Source organism: uncultured Winogradskyella sp. (assembly GCF_947501905.1).
In the GTDB taxonomy this organism is placed as follows: Bacteria; Bacteroidota; Bacteroidia; order Flavobacteriales; family Flavobacteriaceae; genus Winogradskyella.
In genome coordinates this window covers 352461-369865 of the sequence record NZ_CANMXL010000002.1, presented here as the reverse complement: position 1 = coordinate 369865, position 17405 = coordinate 352461, and the positions used below count along the sequence as shown (strand labels likewise).

Sequence of the window (17405 nt, the reverse complement as noted above, 5' to 3'; positions counted from 1 at the left end):
ATTTATGTGAATATTATAGTTTTTTATAATTCGAATGCGTTATTATTAACGAAGAAAATGGAATTAACTAAAAACAGTTTTCCGTTTTCCCAGAAGCTACGAAACATAGGATTATCAGCCATATAAATAAAGCTTCCGCTACCCATGCGTTCTTCTCCAAATACTAACGTGTTTTCTAGATTGTTTAGTGCATTTTTTCCAGCAAAACCAGAAAATACATTTGTATTACTAATATGGCTCACATTGTAGCCGCCATCTAATAAATCATAGGCGGAACTACCGATTTTTAAAGTAAAATAATCATCATCGTAACCAAAAGCCATAGGGTGAGAGGTATCTACATTACTTTTAAAGATGGCGCCAGTAATCATATTGTTAACATATTGACGTTCGCGCTCATCATAAGGAATAAGATTATCTGATTCTTCGTCGTTATCATTTTGCTTGTACTTTAAACTAAATCCTTCTTTACCAGCAAAACTTCTTAATGCAGCATCAATAGCAATAACTTTACCACCAGAACGCACCCAATCTTTTAGAGTTTTCATCATATCTTCATTTAAGATGCGATTGTAATAACCACTTGGCATAATCAAGATATTGTATTTGTCAAGGTTTGTTCTGCTTAAATTATCGGTGTTTATTGATGTTATAGGATAATGCAATTGTTGCTCAAAGAAATGCCATAAAGCACCATAACTCAAAGAGGATGTACCATCACCAGAAAGCATAGCAATCTTCTGTTTATTGATTAACTTAATGTCAGGCGACCCAATATCTGGTGTTCTTCTAGAGAATCCAGTATTAATTGTTGAGAGCTGCTTATCATGTTTTTTTGCAATTGCATTTAGGGTCTCAAGCATATTCTTCAATTTTGTATTATCACCTTTAGTAATAATTAAAGAACCTCTACCAAAGTCTTTTCCGTTTGAAGAAAATGGCTTTTCTGTAAAACGCACTCTAAAATTAGCTTGTAATAACGATGCTAAAAATTTTGCATCTTTCATTGAGTTCCAATCACTAACGTAACCATAAGCCTTAGGTGAATTTTGATAAGGTTTCCTATTCTTTACAAGTTTAATTTCTTCACTGGAAACTTTTGATGTACTCGCTATGGCATCTAAACCATAGGCATATGGCATACTCCATGCAGTAATATCATAAGTTAATGAGTCGGTAAGTTTTGCATTTGGTTCAAACAACACTTTTACCATTTTTCCTTTTGGTTGATCTGAGTGTACTACAATAGCATCATCACTAAAATTAAAACTTCCTAGTTTACCGGTTTTATAATTGTAACCATTAACTTTATTTGTCGATAATTTTTCATACATAATGTCATGCTTTAATAAAAGGTTAGCAAGACTACCCATATTATCTTGATTACCATCTAGCACATAACTCTTATATTTCAATCCTGAATTATCAAAGAATTTTGAAAATTCAACATTTAATCGTTTCGCATTTTTTGAGGCTATTTCAACTGTAGATAAACCTGTTGTGGTATGATGTGTTAAGCGTTCTACTAAAGTTAAAACATGTCCTTCATCGTTTAAAATACCTAAACCAGCACGTCCATGACCACCTTGCTCGTAGGTCATGCCAATCGCTCCCATATAAGTTGGGTAGGTGTCACCATAACTAGGATAGAATAAATCAAAACGTTCTCTTGTAAAAAATAACCAACCTTCTTCATCGAAATATTTGGCGTGGTTTTTCCCAATTTCGGTTTGGAAATCACGTTGAAAATCCGAAATGATTTCATGGAATGGTTCTGCAGCTGGTGCAAAATAGTAAGGCTCGTTAATACCTTGCTCATGAAAATCTACATGAATATGTGGCATCCATTTGTTATATGCTTTTAGTCTTGAAGCTGATTCTACTTGGCTTGCCCATGCCCAATCTCTGTTTAAATCAAATAAGTAGTGGTTTGGTCTTCCACCTGGCCATGGCTCATTATGTTCACTAGCTTGTTGGTCTATGTCGTATGGTTGGCTTGCCGTTTCATTAAACCAATTGACATAACGATCACGACCATCAGGATTGATACATGGGTCGATAATGACGACCGTATTTTTTAACCATTCTTGTTTTTCGGTAAGTAATTTGTAGAGTGTTAGCATCGAAGCTTCAGAACTTGAGGCTTCATTACCATGAACATTATAACTTAGCCATACAATGGCAACTTCGGGATTATTAGCTTGACCATTAACTAAACCTGCGTTTTTAAGATTGTTTTCTCTAATCTCATTTAGGTTTTTGATGTTTTCTTCACTAGAAATAAAGGCCAAACTTAATGTACGACGCTCATAAGTTTCGCCATATTTTTCAATTTTAACTTGATTTGGTGCAGATTTAGCGACGGTTTTAAAATAATCAAGTACTTGATGATGTCTACTAAATTGAGTGCCTATTGGGTAACCTAAAAACTCATCTGGAGATGGAATATTCTGAGAAAAAGAACCAAAGCTTATTCCAAAAATGAATAATGCTAATAATAGAAGTCTTTGCATAGTTTTGTTTAGTTTAGCTTCAAAGCTAGTAAAAATAAAGACTGTTAAGGAGATTTATCGTTTTCCTAATCATATTAACTAAAAATTAGCAGTTGTCTTTTACTCTTGCAGTATATTTATGCCATAATAACAACCATTACATGCCAACCGACTGTATTTCGTTTAGAGACACAAATTATTTCTCTTCATTTATATGTGATTATTTGGATGAAAACCCTGATTTGAAACCATTGTATCATCGTTTTCCTAAGCTTGAAAATTTTAAGCAACAAATTGAAGAAAAAACTTCGTTTGTTAGACCAGAGTCGAGAACTGTTTTAGTTGATGTATTAAAAAAGCAATATCAAAATACGGATGCTTCAGAATTAACACTTCAGAATATTGAAAGTTTGCAATCAGAGAATTCGTTTACCGTAACTACTGGTCATCAATTAAATTTATTTACGGGGCCATTATATTTTCTGCATAAAATTATTTCTACGATAAATCTTACTAAGCAACTTAAAGAAACTTATCCAGATTTTGATTTTGTGCCTATTTATTGGATGGCGTCTGAAGATCATGATTTTGATGAGATTAATTATTTCAACTTTAGAGGTAAAAAAATCCAGTGGAATAGAGCAGATGGCGGAGCAGTAGGTCGTTTTAATACAAGAGGTCTAGATGATGTATTAGATATTATTTCTGCTGAATTTGGTCCTGGGAAGCATGCAGATACTCTTAAAATGTGGTTTAAAGAAGCATACATCAATCATGATAATCTGTCTGATGCAACACGTTATTTAGCGAATGCTCTTTTTACAGAATATGGTTTAGTGGTTTTAGATGCTGATGATAAAGAATTAAAAAAACTCTTTATTCCGCAAATGAAAAAAGAGCTCTTAGAGCAAACTGCTTTTAGCGCTGTTTCAGAAACTAACAAAAAAATTAAAGAACTTGAATTTAACATTCAGGTTAATCCAAGAGAAATAAATCTATTTTATTTAGATAAAAACCTTCGTGAACGAATTGTTTTTGAAGACGATGTATTTAAAGTAAATAATACAGATATATCATGGAGCAAGAATGAGTTGCTAAAACACCTCGATGAGGTACCTGAGTGTTTTTCGCCAAATGTAATTATGCGTCCACTATATCAGGAAGTGATTTTACCAAACCTATGCTACATTGGAGGAGGTGGCGAAATGGCATATTGGTTTCAATTAAAGTCTAATTTTGAAGTTCAAAATATCACCTTCCCAATATTGTTATTGCGCAATTCGGTATTAATTAAAACTGTAAAACAAGCTGGAAAACAAAAAAGTTTAGATATTACGGATACCGATTTATTCCTGAAGCGCAATAGTTTTATTAATAAGCGTGTTCGGAAAATATCGAATATTAATATTGACTTTTCTGAACAGATTAAACATTTAGAACATCAATTTCAAGGGTTGCATCAGCTCGCAAATGAGACTGACAAATCTTTTTTAGGTGCTGTAGAAGCGCAAGAAAAAAAGCAATTTAAAGGGCTTAAGCATCTTGAAAAGCGATTACTAAAAGCCCAAAAGAAAAAACTTGCAGATCAAATAGCTCGAGCTACAGAATTACAGGAGCAGTTATTTCCTAATAATAGCTTACAAGAGCGAAACACAAATTTTTCAGAATTATATTTAGAATTTGGAGAAGCTTTAATTCCTGAGTTATTAAAATCTTTAGAGCCATTAAAAGGTGATTTTACGATTTTAACCATATAATATTTACTGTTAATAAAAAGGGTTAAAAATTCTTCAAAAAATCACGAATCGTAATTTCCAATCTAAAATCTATTTCTATTTTTGTGCATGCAACACAACAAAGTCCTAATTTTAGATTTCGGGTCGCAATACACACAGCTTATTGCGCGTCGCGTTAGAGAATTAAACATCTATTGCGAGATACATCCATTCAACAAAATTCCATCAGATTCAGACAGTTTTAAAGCTGTAGTTTTATCCGGTAGTCCAAACTCTGTGAGAGGTGAAGATGTGCTTCACCCAGATTTATCTAATATCCGAGGAAAAAAACCGATGCTTGCCGTTTGTTACGGTGCTCAATATTTAGCACATTTTTCTGGAGGAGAAGTCGCAGAATCTAATACAAGAGAATATGGTCGTGCAAATCTTGGTTTTGTAAAACAAGGCGAAGCTTTTTTTGAAAACATATCAGAAGGCAGTCAAGTTTGGATGAGTCATAGTGATACCATCAAAAAATTGCCGAGTGGAGGAACTTTACTGGCAAGCACAGCAGATGTAGAGAACGCCGCATATAAAATTGAAGGTGAGGATACTTATGCTATTCAGTTTCATCCCGAGGTTTACCATACTATAGATGGAAAGCAGTTACTCGAAAATTTTCTTGTAAAAATTGCGAAACTTAATCAGGATTGGACACCAAATGCCTTTGTCGGCGAAACGGTTGATGCGCTTAAAGCACAATTAGGAAACGATAAAGTCGTTCTAGGTTTGTCAGGTGGTGTAGATTCCTCAGTAGCAGCAATGTTATTACATAAAGCCATAGGAGAAAATCTGTATTGCATATTTGTAAACAACGGTTTGTTACGTAAAAACGAATTTACCGATGTACTCAAGCAGTACGAAGGTATGGGGCTTAACGTTAAAGGTGTAGATGCTTCGGCACGCTTTTTGGAAGCCTTAGCAGGAAAGAGTGATCCAGAGGAAAAACGTAAGACCATAGGTGCTATGTTTATTGAGGTTTTTGATGATGAGGCACACTTGATTAAAGATGTAAAATGGTTAGCACAAGGGACAATTTATCCAGATGTTATAGAAAGTGTATCGGCAACTGGTGGACCAAGTGCAACAATTAAGAGTCATCATAATGTTGGCGGATTGCCAGATTTTATGAAACTTAAAGTAGTTGAGCCATTAAAAGCATTGTTTAAAGACGAAGTAAGACGTGTTGGTGCGTCTATGAATATGGACAAAGAATTGTTAGGACGTCATCCATTTCCAGGACCTGGATTGGCCATTAGGATTCTTGGAGATCTAACGCCAGAGAAAGTTCGTATATTACAAGAAGTCGATGCGGTTTTTATTAATAATCTACGTTCTTGGAATTTGTATGACAAGGTTTGGCAAGCAGGCGCAATGTTACTGCCAGTTAATAGTGTAGGTGTTATGGGAGATGAACGTACTTACGAAAAATGTGTAGCGCTTAGAGCTGTAGAAAGCACAGATGGTATGACTGCAGATTGGGTAAATTTACCTTATGAGTTTTTACAGAAAACCTCAAATGAGATAATAAATAAAGTGAAAGGTGTTAATAGAGTTGTGTACGATATCAGTTCAAAACCACCTGCAACTATAGAATGGGAATAGAAAATGAACTATTTTAAGTTCTAATTTTTTTAAATAGTTATGAAGCAATTTTTAATCATCTTACTATCAGTTTTTACAATTGGTCTTAATGCACAAAATTATAAGACTCATAAAGTAAAAACTGGTGAAACTATTGAGAGTATCGCCAAAGCATATTTGGTAACACCTTTCGATATTTTGGCATTAAATCCAGATGCTAAGACTAGTTTTGCACCAAATACAACTTTAATTATTCCAAACTCTAAAGTAAAGAATGACCCAATAGTTGAAGAGTCTAAAGAAGTTATTGATTATAAAAAGCATAAAGTAAAACGAAAAGAAACACTTTACGGCTTATCAAAGAAATATAATGTTAGTGAAGATGACATTAAAAAAGCCAATCCAAGATTATATTCTGAAAATTTAAGGAGAGGTGATAGAATTAGAATACCAAGATTTAAGACTGTAGTATCAAAGCAAACACTATCTAATACTATAAGAAAGTATACCGTGTTGCCAAGTGAAGGTAAATGGCGTATCGCATACAAATTCGGAATTACAGTACAAGAGTTAGAAGATTTAAACCCAGATATAAAAGACGTTATTCAGCCAGGCGATGAATTAAATGTGCCTAATATTGCTAATAATGAAGAAAAGGCTACCGATATAGCATATAATTATTACGAGGTTCAACCTAAAGAAGGGTTCTTCAGACTTAAAGTAAAGTTGGGTTTAACTCAAGAAGAATTAGAAGCGCTTAATCCTGGACTTGCTGAATCTGGTTTAAAAGCAGGTATGGTGCTTAAAGTGCCTTCTGAAGTTGAGGTAACTACTACCGTATCAGATGAAGACTATAATGTTACTGATTTAAGAGATAATATTATAAATACATCAACAAAACGATTAGCAGTATTATTACCATTTAAACTACACAGAATTGATTTAGATTCTGTTGCTGAGGTAAAAGCTATGATGAAATCTGATAGGGTTTTAAGCACAGCTTTAGACTTTCATTCTGGAGTTTTAATGGCTTTAGATTCCGCAAAATATTTAGGTATTTCTACTGATTTGAAGGTGTTTGATACTGAAAATAGAACCACAGAAACTGTAAGCATAACAAGTCGTGAAGATTTTTCTGATTACGATGCCGTAATCGGGCCAATGATGTCCAAAACGTTCGACCGTTTTGCAGCTGAAGTAAGAAGCGATGCTGTACCTGTTTTTGCACCATTAGCAATGCCTTCTAAAGTATCAGGAAATGTGTATCAAACTATTCCTGATAAAAAGGTATTGGCACAAAAAATGATTAACTATATTAAAGAAGATAGTACCAAAACTCAAGTTGTCATTATCGCTGATCAAAAACATAAGGTAGTAAGTAATGGACTTAAGAAAGATTTTCCTACGGCAAAACAATTGTTTTCTGAGGTAACTAAAAAAGGTAAGGATAAAGGAAAAGATGCTTATTTTATATATCCTACGACATTTGAGGGGCTTTTCAAAAAAGGCAAAAATATTGTCTTTTTAGAAACAGATGATACGTCTTTTGGTTCAAGTATCATTAGTCTTTTAAATGGCTTATCAGTTGACGATATTGAAATTGTCTTGACTACTACAAATAAGAGCAGAGCTTTTGAAAGTAAAGACCCAGATAATAATTATCATCTATCCAATCTTAAGTTTCATTACGCTACTATTAATAAGCAATACGATGCGGATGCTGCTAATGGATTTGTAAGTATGTATAAGTCTAGATATGGTTTAACACCAAGTAAATATGCCACTCGTGGGTTTGATCTAACTTTAGATATATTACTGCGTTTGGCATCTAGCGATGATGGTTTACCAAACTCTGATGATGAATCAGCAACAGAATATATTGAGAACAAATTCCGTTATGCCAAAAAGACATTTGGGGGTTATGTAAACGAAGCGACTTATATTGTTAGGTACGACAATCTTAAAATTGTAGAGGTTAAGTAAATTTCTACCATTTTGATTTAGCATTAAGTTCTAAATTACAATAAGAATTATTTACCATCGTTTTAATTGAAAATTATCATCAATGAAAACCTTTTTTGCTCTCCTTTTATTCACTTCAATAGCTTTTAGCCAAAATGAAGATTTAGAAACCTTCTCTTGGAATGCAAATAAACCTTTGGTTTGGAAAGATTTTAAAGGCGCGCCAAATCAAAGTACAGATGCTGCGGCATTAACAGCTTCTGGGATAACATTTGGATTTTCTATTGGTAAAACAGGAGACAGAATCACTGATTTTACAACAACTGTAGAGTGTTTGTTTTATCCATCAGAATCCTGGTACAAACCAGAAGACGCTTCGCCTCACATATTAAAACATGAACAACTACATTTTGATATAACTGAGTTACATGCGAGAAAATTTCGCAAGCAAATAAGTAGATTAAAAGCATCTTCAAGCCTGCGAAACCAGCTTAATGATTTGTATAAATCTATAAGTTTGGCGTCATCAAAAATGCAGAACTTATACGACGAAGAAACCAATCACTCTATAAATAGAGAAAAACAAACTGCTTGGAATATTTTAATAGCTCAAGAACTTAAAAAGCTTGAAGCTTTTAAAACACAGTAAATGTTATCAGCAAATAAAGAAGCTTTAATAGAGCTTGCCAAATACAAAATGCCCTTTGGCAAATACAAAGACCAATATCTCGTAGACATCCCTGAATATTATTACACATGGTTTAAGCAAAAAGGGTTCCCAAAAGGAAAATTAGGTAACATGATGCAACAGATGTACGATATTAAAATCAACGGATTAGAAGAATTGATTTATACGATACGCCGAGAGTTTTAGTATTTGCATATAAAAAAAGCGATTTGAGGTTTAATTCAAATCGCTTTTAATTATTGTTCCTGACCTTAAAATGCAGCTTCCGATTTATGTAAACTTACAACAGTAAGCACTGCAACTCCATTAATCCAATAATAATAGGCATCTATGCCTTCAAATGAAAAGATAAAAGGTGCGACGATAAATACAATTGCAACTATAAAATCTACAATTAAATGCATTTTATAAGAGATCACTTTAAATATGCCTAAATGATGATCTGTTAAGAGCGTCAATATAAAGGCTGCTATTCCTGTAGCTACAGAAAGCTTTAAAGCCAGTGAATTAGAGTCTCCTAACCCTAGTAAAAAAGGCAGTATTATCAATGCGATAGCTACTGGGTAATCTAAAAAAGCGTGTATTCTTTTGGTTACGAATTTCATGATTTTTAAATTTTAATATTAATTACAATCAATCGTTTAATTGTGAGTTTTACTAAGCTTTTCCCAATTTTTATCAGCAATACGCTTTAGTTTACTATGATTGTTTTCTGCTAGCCACAATTGCTTTGCATCTAACTCTACATTATTTAAGTATAGGTAGTACTTTCCGTCTTCTACTAAAAATTTATTTGGGTCTACTCTAAATTTTGCACCAGCATAAGTCCCAAAGGCACAGAAACCTCCATATTGAGGCATGTATTTAGCTGGGTTTTTATCAAAAGTTGCTTTTTGTTTTTCAGAAGTAAAGTAATACGTTACTTTTTTATACTCTGATTTATAGTTCTTGTTACCAATCTGCGCAAGTCCTAAATCTAAATATGATACTGGACTGTAGCCTTGAAGTGCTATGTTACTATTGTCTAAATTGTTTGCCATTTTATCCTGTGCTGATAATGATGCTGTTAGTATTAAGGTTAATGCTACTACTATTGTTTTTAAAGTTTTCATTTTTTCTATGTGTTTAGTGTTATTAAAATTATTCTGCGTTGAAATATTCTTCTTGGGTGACTTTACCTTCATCATTCCAAATTCTGCGAATGATTTCGTGCCAGTAGATTTTACTACCATCTTTCATATCAAAATCGAATGTAAATTCTGATGCTGATACATTTTCATCAACTATTGAGTGATGATGAGTTATGCCATTTACTTTAGCGATAGCTCCAGCAAAACCTTCCATTTTTGAAATCATTTCTGATTTTCCCGTTGTTCCGCCATTTCCATAATCTGACGTGTTTGCATTATCTGCGAAAAATTCTTTCACAGCGTCTACAATAGCGCCTTGTGAAACTATGGCGTCCATTTTTTGTACTTGTTCTTTAATAGTCATCTTTTTTGTTTTTAGTGATTTTTACACTGCAAAGATGAAGGAGAATTAAAGTTTTGATGCTACAAAAAAAGGACTAAGAATTGTACTTTTTTAATTTGAAGTCGGTTGGAGTTATGCCTGAATAATGTTTAAAAAACCGTGTAAAGTGATTAGGTTCTTCGAAACCTAGTTGTATAGATATTGCATTTATAGGTTGGCCTTCAATCAGCATTAATTTGGCAGTATTTATTATTTCTAGACGTATTAACTGCCCTAAAGATGTATTCATTTTAGCCTGTACTTTATTAGATAATGCTTTTATAGAAAGGTTCATTTTATTTGCATAAAACTCAAGAGAACGTTCTTGAGTATGGTATTTTTGAAGTAGCTCTATAATATTCTGAGAAAATACATCTCGGTTTTTAAAATCGAAATTTTCTCTAAACTGTTTTGGTGTTTGCCCGGTAGAATTTTTAAAAACGCGATTAAAGTATGCATCATCTTTAAAACCTAATTCATAAGACACTTCTTGAATACTTTTATCAGTAAACGCAACTTGTTTTCGACTTTCTTGGAGACGTTTTGAGCTCATCAAATTCTTAACAGACAAGCCAATTTTATTTTTTATTAAAGCTTGTGCATTATAACCACGGTCATTAATAAGATTAACTAAATCGTTTCCTGTTAAATGATTTGAATATTCTTGGTCTATAATTTCTTTGGCATCAAAAATAACTTGGTACTCTTCCTTATTGGCTTTAAAAGGATTTTGCCAATACCATTGCTTTGAAGACACATCAATAATATCAGCAGAATTGTCTGTTAGCGCAGATTCTGATAGAAATGTGTTACAATCTTCACATTCTAATAAATCAATATAACCTAATGAAATAAGATGCTTAAAGAGTACTCTAACGTCATTATCGAAAAACTTCTCCTGATTAGAAAACTCTATCTTTCTAACAACAAAATCATCTGACAGAAATTTAATGTATTGTCCTTTTTCTAAAAAAATGGCTTTTTCCTGCCAATCGTAATAATTTTTAAAGTCTACTTGAATACTTCCTTTACCTGACAGAATATGTATAAGCGTATGACTTTCTATAAAGTATACCTTATTAATTTCTGGAGAAAACTTTTCGACTTTTTGCATTGAGTAACAATTAAACTTGTTAGCTACTAAACGAAGTTAGTCGTTTAGATTATCAAATTCAAGTTCCTACAAGACTTTAATTCATTCAAACAAACCTAAAACAATTGCCAAATAAGTCATTTAATTTTGTAAATTTGCCTGCGTTTAAAAGCGCAACATGATAACTCACCCTAAGTATATTTTTGTAACTGGCGGCGTGTCTTCTTCTCTCGGAAAAGGCATTATAGCAGCATCTCTAGCCAAATTACTACAAGCTCAAGGTTACAGAACCACAATTCAAAAACTTGATCCATATATTAATATAGATCCTGGAACATTAAACCCTTATGAACACGGTGAATGCTATGTTACCGACGATGGGGCAGAGACGGATTTGGATTTAGGACACTATGAGCGCTTCTTAAATGTACCTACTTCTCAAGCTAATAATGTTACGACTGGTCGTATTTACCAAAGTGTTATTGATAAAGAACGCCGTGGTGAATTTTTAGGTAAAACCGTACAGGTAATTCCGCACATTACAGATGAGATTAAACATCGTATACAGTTGCTTGGTAATTCTGGTGATTATGATATTATTCTTACTGAAATTGGGGGAACAGTTGGTGATATTGAGTCTTTACCATACATAGAAGCAGTACGTCAATTGCAATGGGATTTAGGTGAAAATAATGCCTTAGTTATTCATTTAACACTAGTGCCATATTTATCAGCCGCTGGTGAATTAAAAACAAAACCAACACAGCATAGTGTAAAAACATTAATGGAAAGTGGAGTACAAGCAGATATTTTGGTATGCCGTACGGAACACGAATTGAGCGATAGTATTAAAACCAAGCTCGCACGTTTTTGTAATGTTAAGAAGGAAGCCGTTATCCAATCTATTGATGCATCAACTATTTATGATGTCCCTAATTTAATGCTTGAAGAAGGTTTAGATAAAGTGGTTTTAAAGCAACTAGATTTAGAAAGTAATCAACCAGATTTAGGACGTTGGAATGAGTTTTTGAATAGACATAAAAACCCAAAAGGCGAAGTAACTATTGGTCTTATTGGTAAATATGTAGAGCTTCAAGATTCTTATAAATCCATCTTGGAAGCTTTTATCCACGCAGGTGCTGAGAACGAAGTAAAGGTAAAAGTTGAGTCTATTCATTCAGAATATTTGTTTAAAGACAATGTGCAAGAAAAGTTAAGTCACCTTGATGGGGTACTTGTGGCACCTGGTTTTGGAGAACGTGGTATCGAAGGTAAGATAGATGCAGTTAAATATGTTAGAGAGAATAATATACCATTTTTAGGTATTTGTTTAGGTATGCAAATGGCAGTCATAGAATACTCTAGAAATATTTTAGGCTTAGATAATGCCAATTCTACGGAGATGGATGAAAGCACACCGCATCCAGTTATTGCTTTAATGGAATCGCAAAAAGATGTCGTTAACAAAGGTGGAACCATGCGTTTAGGCTCTTGGGATTGTAATGTTGAAACGGATACACTTGCTTATAAATCTTATGGGCGTACAGAAATAAAAGAGCGCCACAGACACCGTTTTGAATTTAATAACGATTATAAAGCACAGATTGAAGCTTCAGGCTTAAAAGCAACAGGTTATAATCCAGAAACTGGTTTGGTAGAGATAGTAGAAATTCCTTCGCACAATTGGTTTGTTGGGGTGCAATACCATCCAGAATATAAGAGTACAGTTGCTAATCCGCATCCACTTTTTGTAGCATTTGTTGCAGCAGCTTTAAAGTATAAGAACAATAAGTAATGTGCCAGTTTGGCATAATTAAGACTTTGGATAGCTTTTTGGGTTATCCAAAATAACTAATCAATAGATCACCGATGTTTTCGGTAAATACATATGGAAGAAAAGAAATTAGACATTAACTCAATCATAGGCTTTGTACTTCTTTTTGGTATTATGATTTGGTATTTGTACCAAAGTCAACCAACTCCCGAAGAATTAGAAGCTCAAAAACAAGCTGAAACAGAAAAGGTAGCAGCAGAACAAAAAGCAAAAGTAGAAGCGGAAGAATTAACGACTAAAGTAACCACTGCAGAAGATTATTCTAATGCATCAGCTACAGACTCTTTACAACAAGTTGCGCTTCAAAACAAATTAGGGGCTTTTGCATATGCGTCTACATTACCATCAGCGACTGATGCAGTAACAGAAGTTGAAACTGATGTATTAGCATTAAAATTTAGTAATAAGGGTGGTCATCTTTCAGAAGTTAGACTAAAAGCCTTTGTAGACCATAATGATGCACCTATCTATTTGGTTAAAGATGGGAATACCAATTTTAATATTAATTTTTCGACCACAGACAATCGCGTTTTAAATACAGAAAGTCTATACTTTCAGCCTACAGTAACTAAAAGTGGAGAGAACACAGTGGTGTCTATGAAGCTTAAAGTTTCAGAAACACGTTACTTAGAATACAGATACGAGTTAAAACCTAACGATTATATGATAGATTTTGCTATTAAATCACAAGGTTTAGATAACGTTGTTAATAGTTCTCAGGAAATTAATCTAGATTGGAAACTTAAAGGTTATAGCCATGATCAAAGTATAACTTACGAGAATAGATACACACGCTTAACGTATCAGCATGATGGTGATAAGATAGATAAGCTAGCACAAATGAACGATGATGAAGAGGTGGTTTCTGACGTGTACTGGTTATCTTATAGACAACACTTTTTTAGTAGTATTCTAGTGCCCGATTCGCCATTAAAATCGGTGAGTATGTCTTCTAAAGACTTGGTAAAAGATGAAGAAGTAGATAGTGTTTATACAAAATTATACGCTTCAAAAATACCATTGACTTTAAGTGGAGGAGAGTTTAATAAGTCTATGGGCATGTACTATGGGCCTACAGATGCTAAGATTTTAAAAGGTTATGACAAAAATCTTGAAGAGAGTATTCCGTTTGGTTGGGGAATTTTTGGATGGATTAATAAAGCTGTGTTTATTCCTTTATTTGGATTCTTAAGTGGTTTCTTGCCTTATGGTATTGCTATTATTGTAATGACTGTATTGGTAAAGATACTATTATCTTTTGTACAGTATAAGCAATTTATGTCTCAGGCAAAGATGAAGATTTTAAAGCCAGAATTAGATGCTATTAGAGCTAAGTACAAAGACAATAAATTAAAAGCACAGCAAGAGACTATGGCATTGCAAAATAAAGCAGGAGCAAGCCCATTAAGTGGTTGTTTACCTGGTTTAATGCAAATACCAGTATTCTACGCCTTATTTATGTTCTTCCCAACAGCATTTGATTTACGTCAGAAGAGTTTTCTTTGGGCAGATGATTTAAGTTCTTATGATAGTATTGCAGAATTACCATTTAGTATTCCGTTTTATGGTGATCATGTGAGTTTATTTCCAATATTAGCGGCTATAGCTATTTTCTTCTATATGAAGATGACGACTGGTCAACAAACAGCTATGCAAGGGCCACCACAAGAAGGTATGCCAGATATGAGCAAGATGATGAAGTATATGATTTACTTTTCACCATTATTAATGTTGGTGTTCTTTAATAACTATGCATCTGGATTAAGTTTGTATTACTTTATTTCTAACTTAATTAGTATTGGTATTATGTTAGTGATTAAAAACTACATCATTGATGAAGAAAAAGTATTGGCTAAAATTGAGGTGAGTAAGAGCAAACCAAAAAAGCAGAACCGTTTTCAGAAAAAAATGGCTGATATGATGGAGCAAGCCGAAAAGCAAAAGCAAGTGCAACAGCGTAATAGAAAAAAATAGTCTATTATAATTTAAATATTAAAAAGCCACAGTTTTATGCTGTGGCTTTTCTTTTTATTTAAAATGAAGTTTCATGCCTTCATGGGATTTTATAAACCCTAAATCTTCGTAAAACTTAATAGCTTCTGGTCTTTTTTTGTCTGTGGTTAATTGTAATAAGTGAGCGTTTCTTTCTTTAGCACTATTTATTGCCCATTGAAACATAGTTTTTCCAATGCCCAAACCTCTTTTATCTTTTCTAATTCTTACAGCTTCAATTTGGGCCCTAACTCCGCCACGATATGTCAAATACTGAATAAAGGAAAGTTGCAGAGTACCTATAACTTCCGAGTCTTTAGATTCTACAACTATGAGCTCTTGATTATTATCTGAGTTTATATTTTTAAAAGCTTTGATGTATTCATTAGGTAAAGGCAACTTGAAATTTTCTCTTTTCTTTCCAAGCTCATCATCGGCAATCATTTCTACTATTTTTGCTATATCTTTTTCGGTTGCTTTTCTAAAGGTCATTTTTGATCTAGTTTTAATTATGATATGTTTATAATCTAAGAATAAAATTGCAACCATAAAAGAAAAGCCTCCTATTAATAGGAGGCTTTAAAAACTAAATCAATCAATATAAAAATGAGGTAATCAGCCTCGACTTTTAATTTTTAAGTAGCAGGTATCAAAACTGCGTTTATAACATGTATAACACCGTTTGCTGTTTGTACATCTACACTAATAATACCAGCACTATTGCCAGCACCATCAGTTATATCTGCAATGTTTCCACCTGTGCCAGGTAAAGTTATTGTAATAGTTTGCCCTTGTAAAGTTGTAGGCATCGTATCTCCATTTTGGTTTAAATCTCCTGACTGAACATTGTTACCCGCTATGACGTGATGCTCTAGGACTTCTGTCAATAAAGCAGAATCTATATCTGCTGGAGAATTCCACATCATGTTAGAATCTAATAATGCTTGAAATGCAGCATTTGTTGGTGCAAATACCGTGAAAGGTGCAGGCGCAGTTCCGTTAGCTGTAGATAATGTCGCTACAAAATCTGGTTGTCCAGCAGTTGTTAAAGAAGCTACTAAACTTGCAAATTCAGGATTTGCTAAAGCCATATCTACAACCGTTGGAGGTAATAATACTTTATTAATTACATGTATAACACCGTTATCTGCAGCTACATCAGCACCAGTAACATTGGCTCCTGCTGTAGAAGCAAATCCACCATTTACCTCAACCGTACCAGAATTATTTCTCGCATAAATGCTTAGATTACTATTTCCTGGACCAGTAGCACCAACATTTGCGTAAACACCATCTGATGTTATTGCGGAAGAAGGGACTTCACTATCTATAATAACATGATTTAATAACACATTGGTCAATAAATTTATCTCAATATCATCAATTGAGTTCCATGCTGGGTTAGAATCTAATAATGCTTGAAATGCAGCATTGTCTGGCGCAAATACAGTAAAAGGACCATCTCCTCTTAAGGTTAAAACTAAATCAGCTCTGATTAAGGCATCTACAAGAGATGAAAAACCATTTGCTATAGCAACATCTACCACTGTATTTGGGACAGGTGTGTTGTTGTCATCATCATCGCTACATCCAGATAATCCTAAAACCAATAAAAAAACTGGGAGTAACTTTAAATACTTTGAAATAATTTTCATTTTTTTGAGTTTAAAAGTTAATAAAATTGTTCATCTTGTTTAACAAAAATATAAAATGATTAAACATATAATTGCTTACGGTGTTGTTTTAACAATAATTTTAACACCTTTAGCAGCTCAAAATGAGGTCAATAAGTTCGACGAAAGTGGGAAAAGGCACGGTATATGGCAAAAAAACTACCCAAAAACCAATCAGTTACGTTATAAAGGAAGATTTCTGCACGGAAAAGAAATAGACACATTTAAGTATTACAAGCTTAAAAGAAAGAAAAGTGTTTTAAGTGCTGTTAAGGTTTTTAATCAAGATAATAATGAAGCCCAAGTTACTTTTATGACATCTAACGGAAAAGTAATTGGCCAAGGAAAAATGGATGGCAAAAATTTTATTGGCAAATGGGTATTCTTTCATAAAAATTCGCAAGAGATTATGATTGAAGAGAATTATAATAACAAAGGACAATTAGATGGTAAACGTTCTGTGATGTTTATAAATGGTAAAGTTGCTGAGGTTGCAGATTACCAAAATGATTTGCTTAATGGCATAACAAAAATATATTCCGAATCTGGGAAATTGCTTCAAGAATCCATGTATAAGGATGACAAACTTAATGGCAATACAACGTATTATGATATTGATGGTAACCTTCAAGCCAAAGGCAGTTTTAAAGCAAACTTAAAAACAGGAATTTGGGAATATTATAAAAATGGAAAATTAGTTAGAAAAGTGGACCATGATAATGATAAAGTAATTTTTAAAAAGCAATAGCTTAAAACTATCATATCAATAGGCTTTAAGAATGGTAATCTTCAAAAGATTA

General features: G+C 33.4%; 15 protein-coding genes. 8 read left to right on the top strand and 7 right to left on the bottom strand.

The genetic code is table 11. From position 1 onward, the window contains the following. Nucleotides 1-23 precede the first annotated feature (23 nt). The gene (locus tag Q0770_RS05395; protein WP_299114811.1) at nt 24-2513 is read right to left on the bottom strand and encodes a M14 metallopeptidase family protein; all 2490 of its coding nucleotides are present in this window, start codon (nt 2511-2513) and stop codon (nt 24-26) included. 140 nt (nt 2514-2653) lie between these two features. Between Q0770_RS05395 and bshC the strand changes: the two genes are divergently transcribed. The 5 genes from bshC (at nt 2654) to Q0770_RS05370 (ending at nt 8687) form a co-directional block, all read left to right on the top strand. Beyond that, the gene (gene bshC / locus Q0770_RS05390; protein ID WP_299114808.1) at nt 2654-4249 is read left to right on the top strand and encodes a bacillithiol biosynthesis cysteine-adding enzyme BshC; all 1596 of its coding nucleotides are present in this window, start codon (nt 2654-2656) and stop codon (nt 4247-4249) included. 87 nt (nt 4250-4336) lie between these two features. Beyond that, nucleotides 4337-5872, top strand: a complete 1536-nt coding sequence (gene guaA / locus Q0770_RS05385; protein WP_299114806.1) for a glutamine-hydrolyzing GMP synthase — start codon at nt 4337-4339, stop codon at nt 5870-5872. A 39-nt stretch (nt 5873-5911) separates the two neighbouring features. Next, nucleotides 5912-7834, top strand: a complete 1923-nt coding sequence (locus tag Q0770_RS05380) for a LysM peptidoglycan-binding domain-containing protein (protein ID WP_299114804.1) — start codon at nt 5912-5914, stop codon at nt 7832-7834. Between the two features lie 82 nt (nt 7835-7916). Next, a complete protein-coding gene (locus Q0770_RS05375) occupies nt 7917-8462 on the top strand; it encodes a DUF922 domain-containing protein (protein WP_299114802.1) in 546 nt (181 codons plus the stop codon). Further along, nucleotides 8463-8687: a DUF3820 family protein gene (locus Q0770_RS05370; RefSeq protein WP_299114800.1), complete on the top strand. Its 225-nt coding sequence runs from the start codon at nt 8463-8465 to the stop codon at nt 8685-8687. Between the two features lie 65 nt (nt 8688-8752). On the opposite strand, the gene Q0770_RS05365 is transcribed toward Q0770_RS05370, so the two are convergent. The 4 genes from Q0770_RS05365 to Q0770_RS05350 form a co-directional block, all read right to left on the bottom strand. Next, entirely contained in the window at nt 8753-9106 is a 354-nt protein-coding gene (locus Q0770_RS05365) for a hypothetical protein (protein WP_299114798.1), read from the bottom strand. Nucleotides 9107-9142: 36 nt separating this feature from the next. Continuing rightward, on the bottom strand, nt 9143-9613 hold the full coding sequence (locus tag Q0770_RS05360; protein WP_299114796.1) for a YHS domain-containing (seleno)protein: 471 nt from the start codon (nt 9611-9613) through the stop codon (nt 9143-9145). 28 nt (nt 9614-9641) lie between these two features. After that, nucleotides 9642-9995, bottom strand: a complete 354-nt coding sequence (locus Q0770_RS05355; RefSeq protein ID WP_299114794.1) for a hypothetical protein — start codon at nt 9993-9995, stop codon at nt 9642-9644. Nucleotides 9996-10068: 73 nt separating this feature from the next. After that, on the bottom strand, nt 10069-11127 hold the full coding sequence (locus Q0770_RS05350; protein WP_299114792.1) for an AraC family transcriptional regulator: 1059 nt from the start codon (nt 11125-11127) through the stop codon (nt 10069-10071). A 157-nt stretch (nt 11128-11284) separates the two neighbouring features. Between Q0770_RS05350 and Q0770_RS05345 the strand changes: the two genes are divergently transcribed. Both Q0770_RS05345 and yidC read left to right on the top strand, forming a co-directional pair. After that, a complete protein-coding gene (locus Q0770_RS05345) occupies nt 11285-12901 on the top strand; it encodes a CTP synthase (protein ID WP_299114789.1) in 1617 nt (538 codons plus the stop codon). A 93-nt stretch (nt 12902-12994) separates the two neighbouring features. After that, nucleotides 12995-14914, top strand: a complete 1920-nt coding sequence (gene yidC / locus Q0770_RS05340; RefSeq protein ID WP_299114787.1) for a membrane protein insertase YidC — start codon at nt 12995-12997, stop codon at nt 14912-14914. Between the two features lie 54 nt (nt 14915-14968). On the opposite strand, the gene Q0770_RS05335 is transcribed toward yidC, so the two are convergent. Both Q0770_RS05335 and Q0770_RS05330 read right to left on the bottom strand, forming a co-directional pair. Beyond that, the gene (locus tag Q0770_RS05335) at nt 14969-15424 is read right to left on the bottom strand and encodes a GNAT family N-acetyltransferase (RefSeq protein ID WP_299114785.1); all 456 of its coding nucleotides are present in this window, start codon (nt 15422-15424) and stop codon (nt 14969-14971) included. A 143-nt stretch (nt 15425-15567) separates the two neighbouring features. After that, nucleotides 15568-16587 (bottom strand): fasciclin domain-containing protein, encoded by a 1020-nt coding sequence (locus tag Q0770_RS05330; protein ID WP_299114783.1) that lies wholly within the window; start codon nt 16585-16587, stop codon nt 15568-15570. A 55-nt stretch (nt 16588-16642) separates the two neighbouring features. On the opposite strand from Q0770_RS05330, the gene Q0770_RS05325 reads away from it, so the two are divergent. Continuing rightward, nucleotides 16643-17353: a toxin-antitoxin system YwqK family antitoxin gene (locus tag Q0770_RS05325; protein WP_299114781.1), complete on the top strand. Its 711-nt coding sequence runs from the start codon at nt 16643-16645 to the stop codon at nt 17351-17353. Nucleotides 17354-17405: the final 52 nt, after the last annotated feature.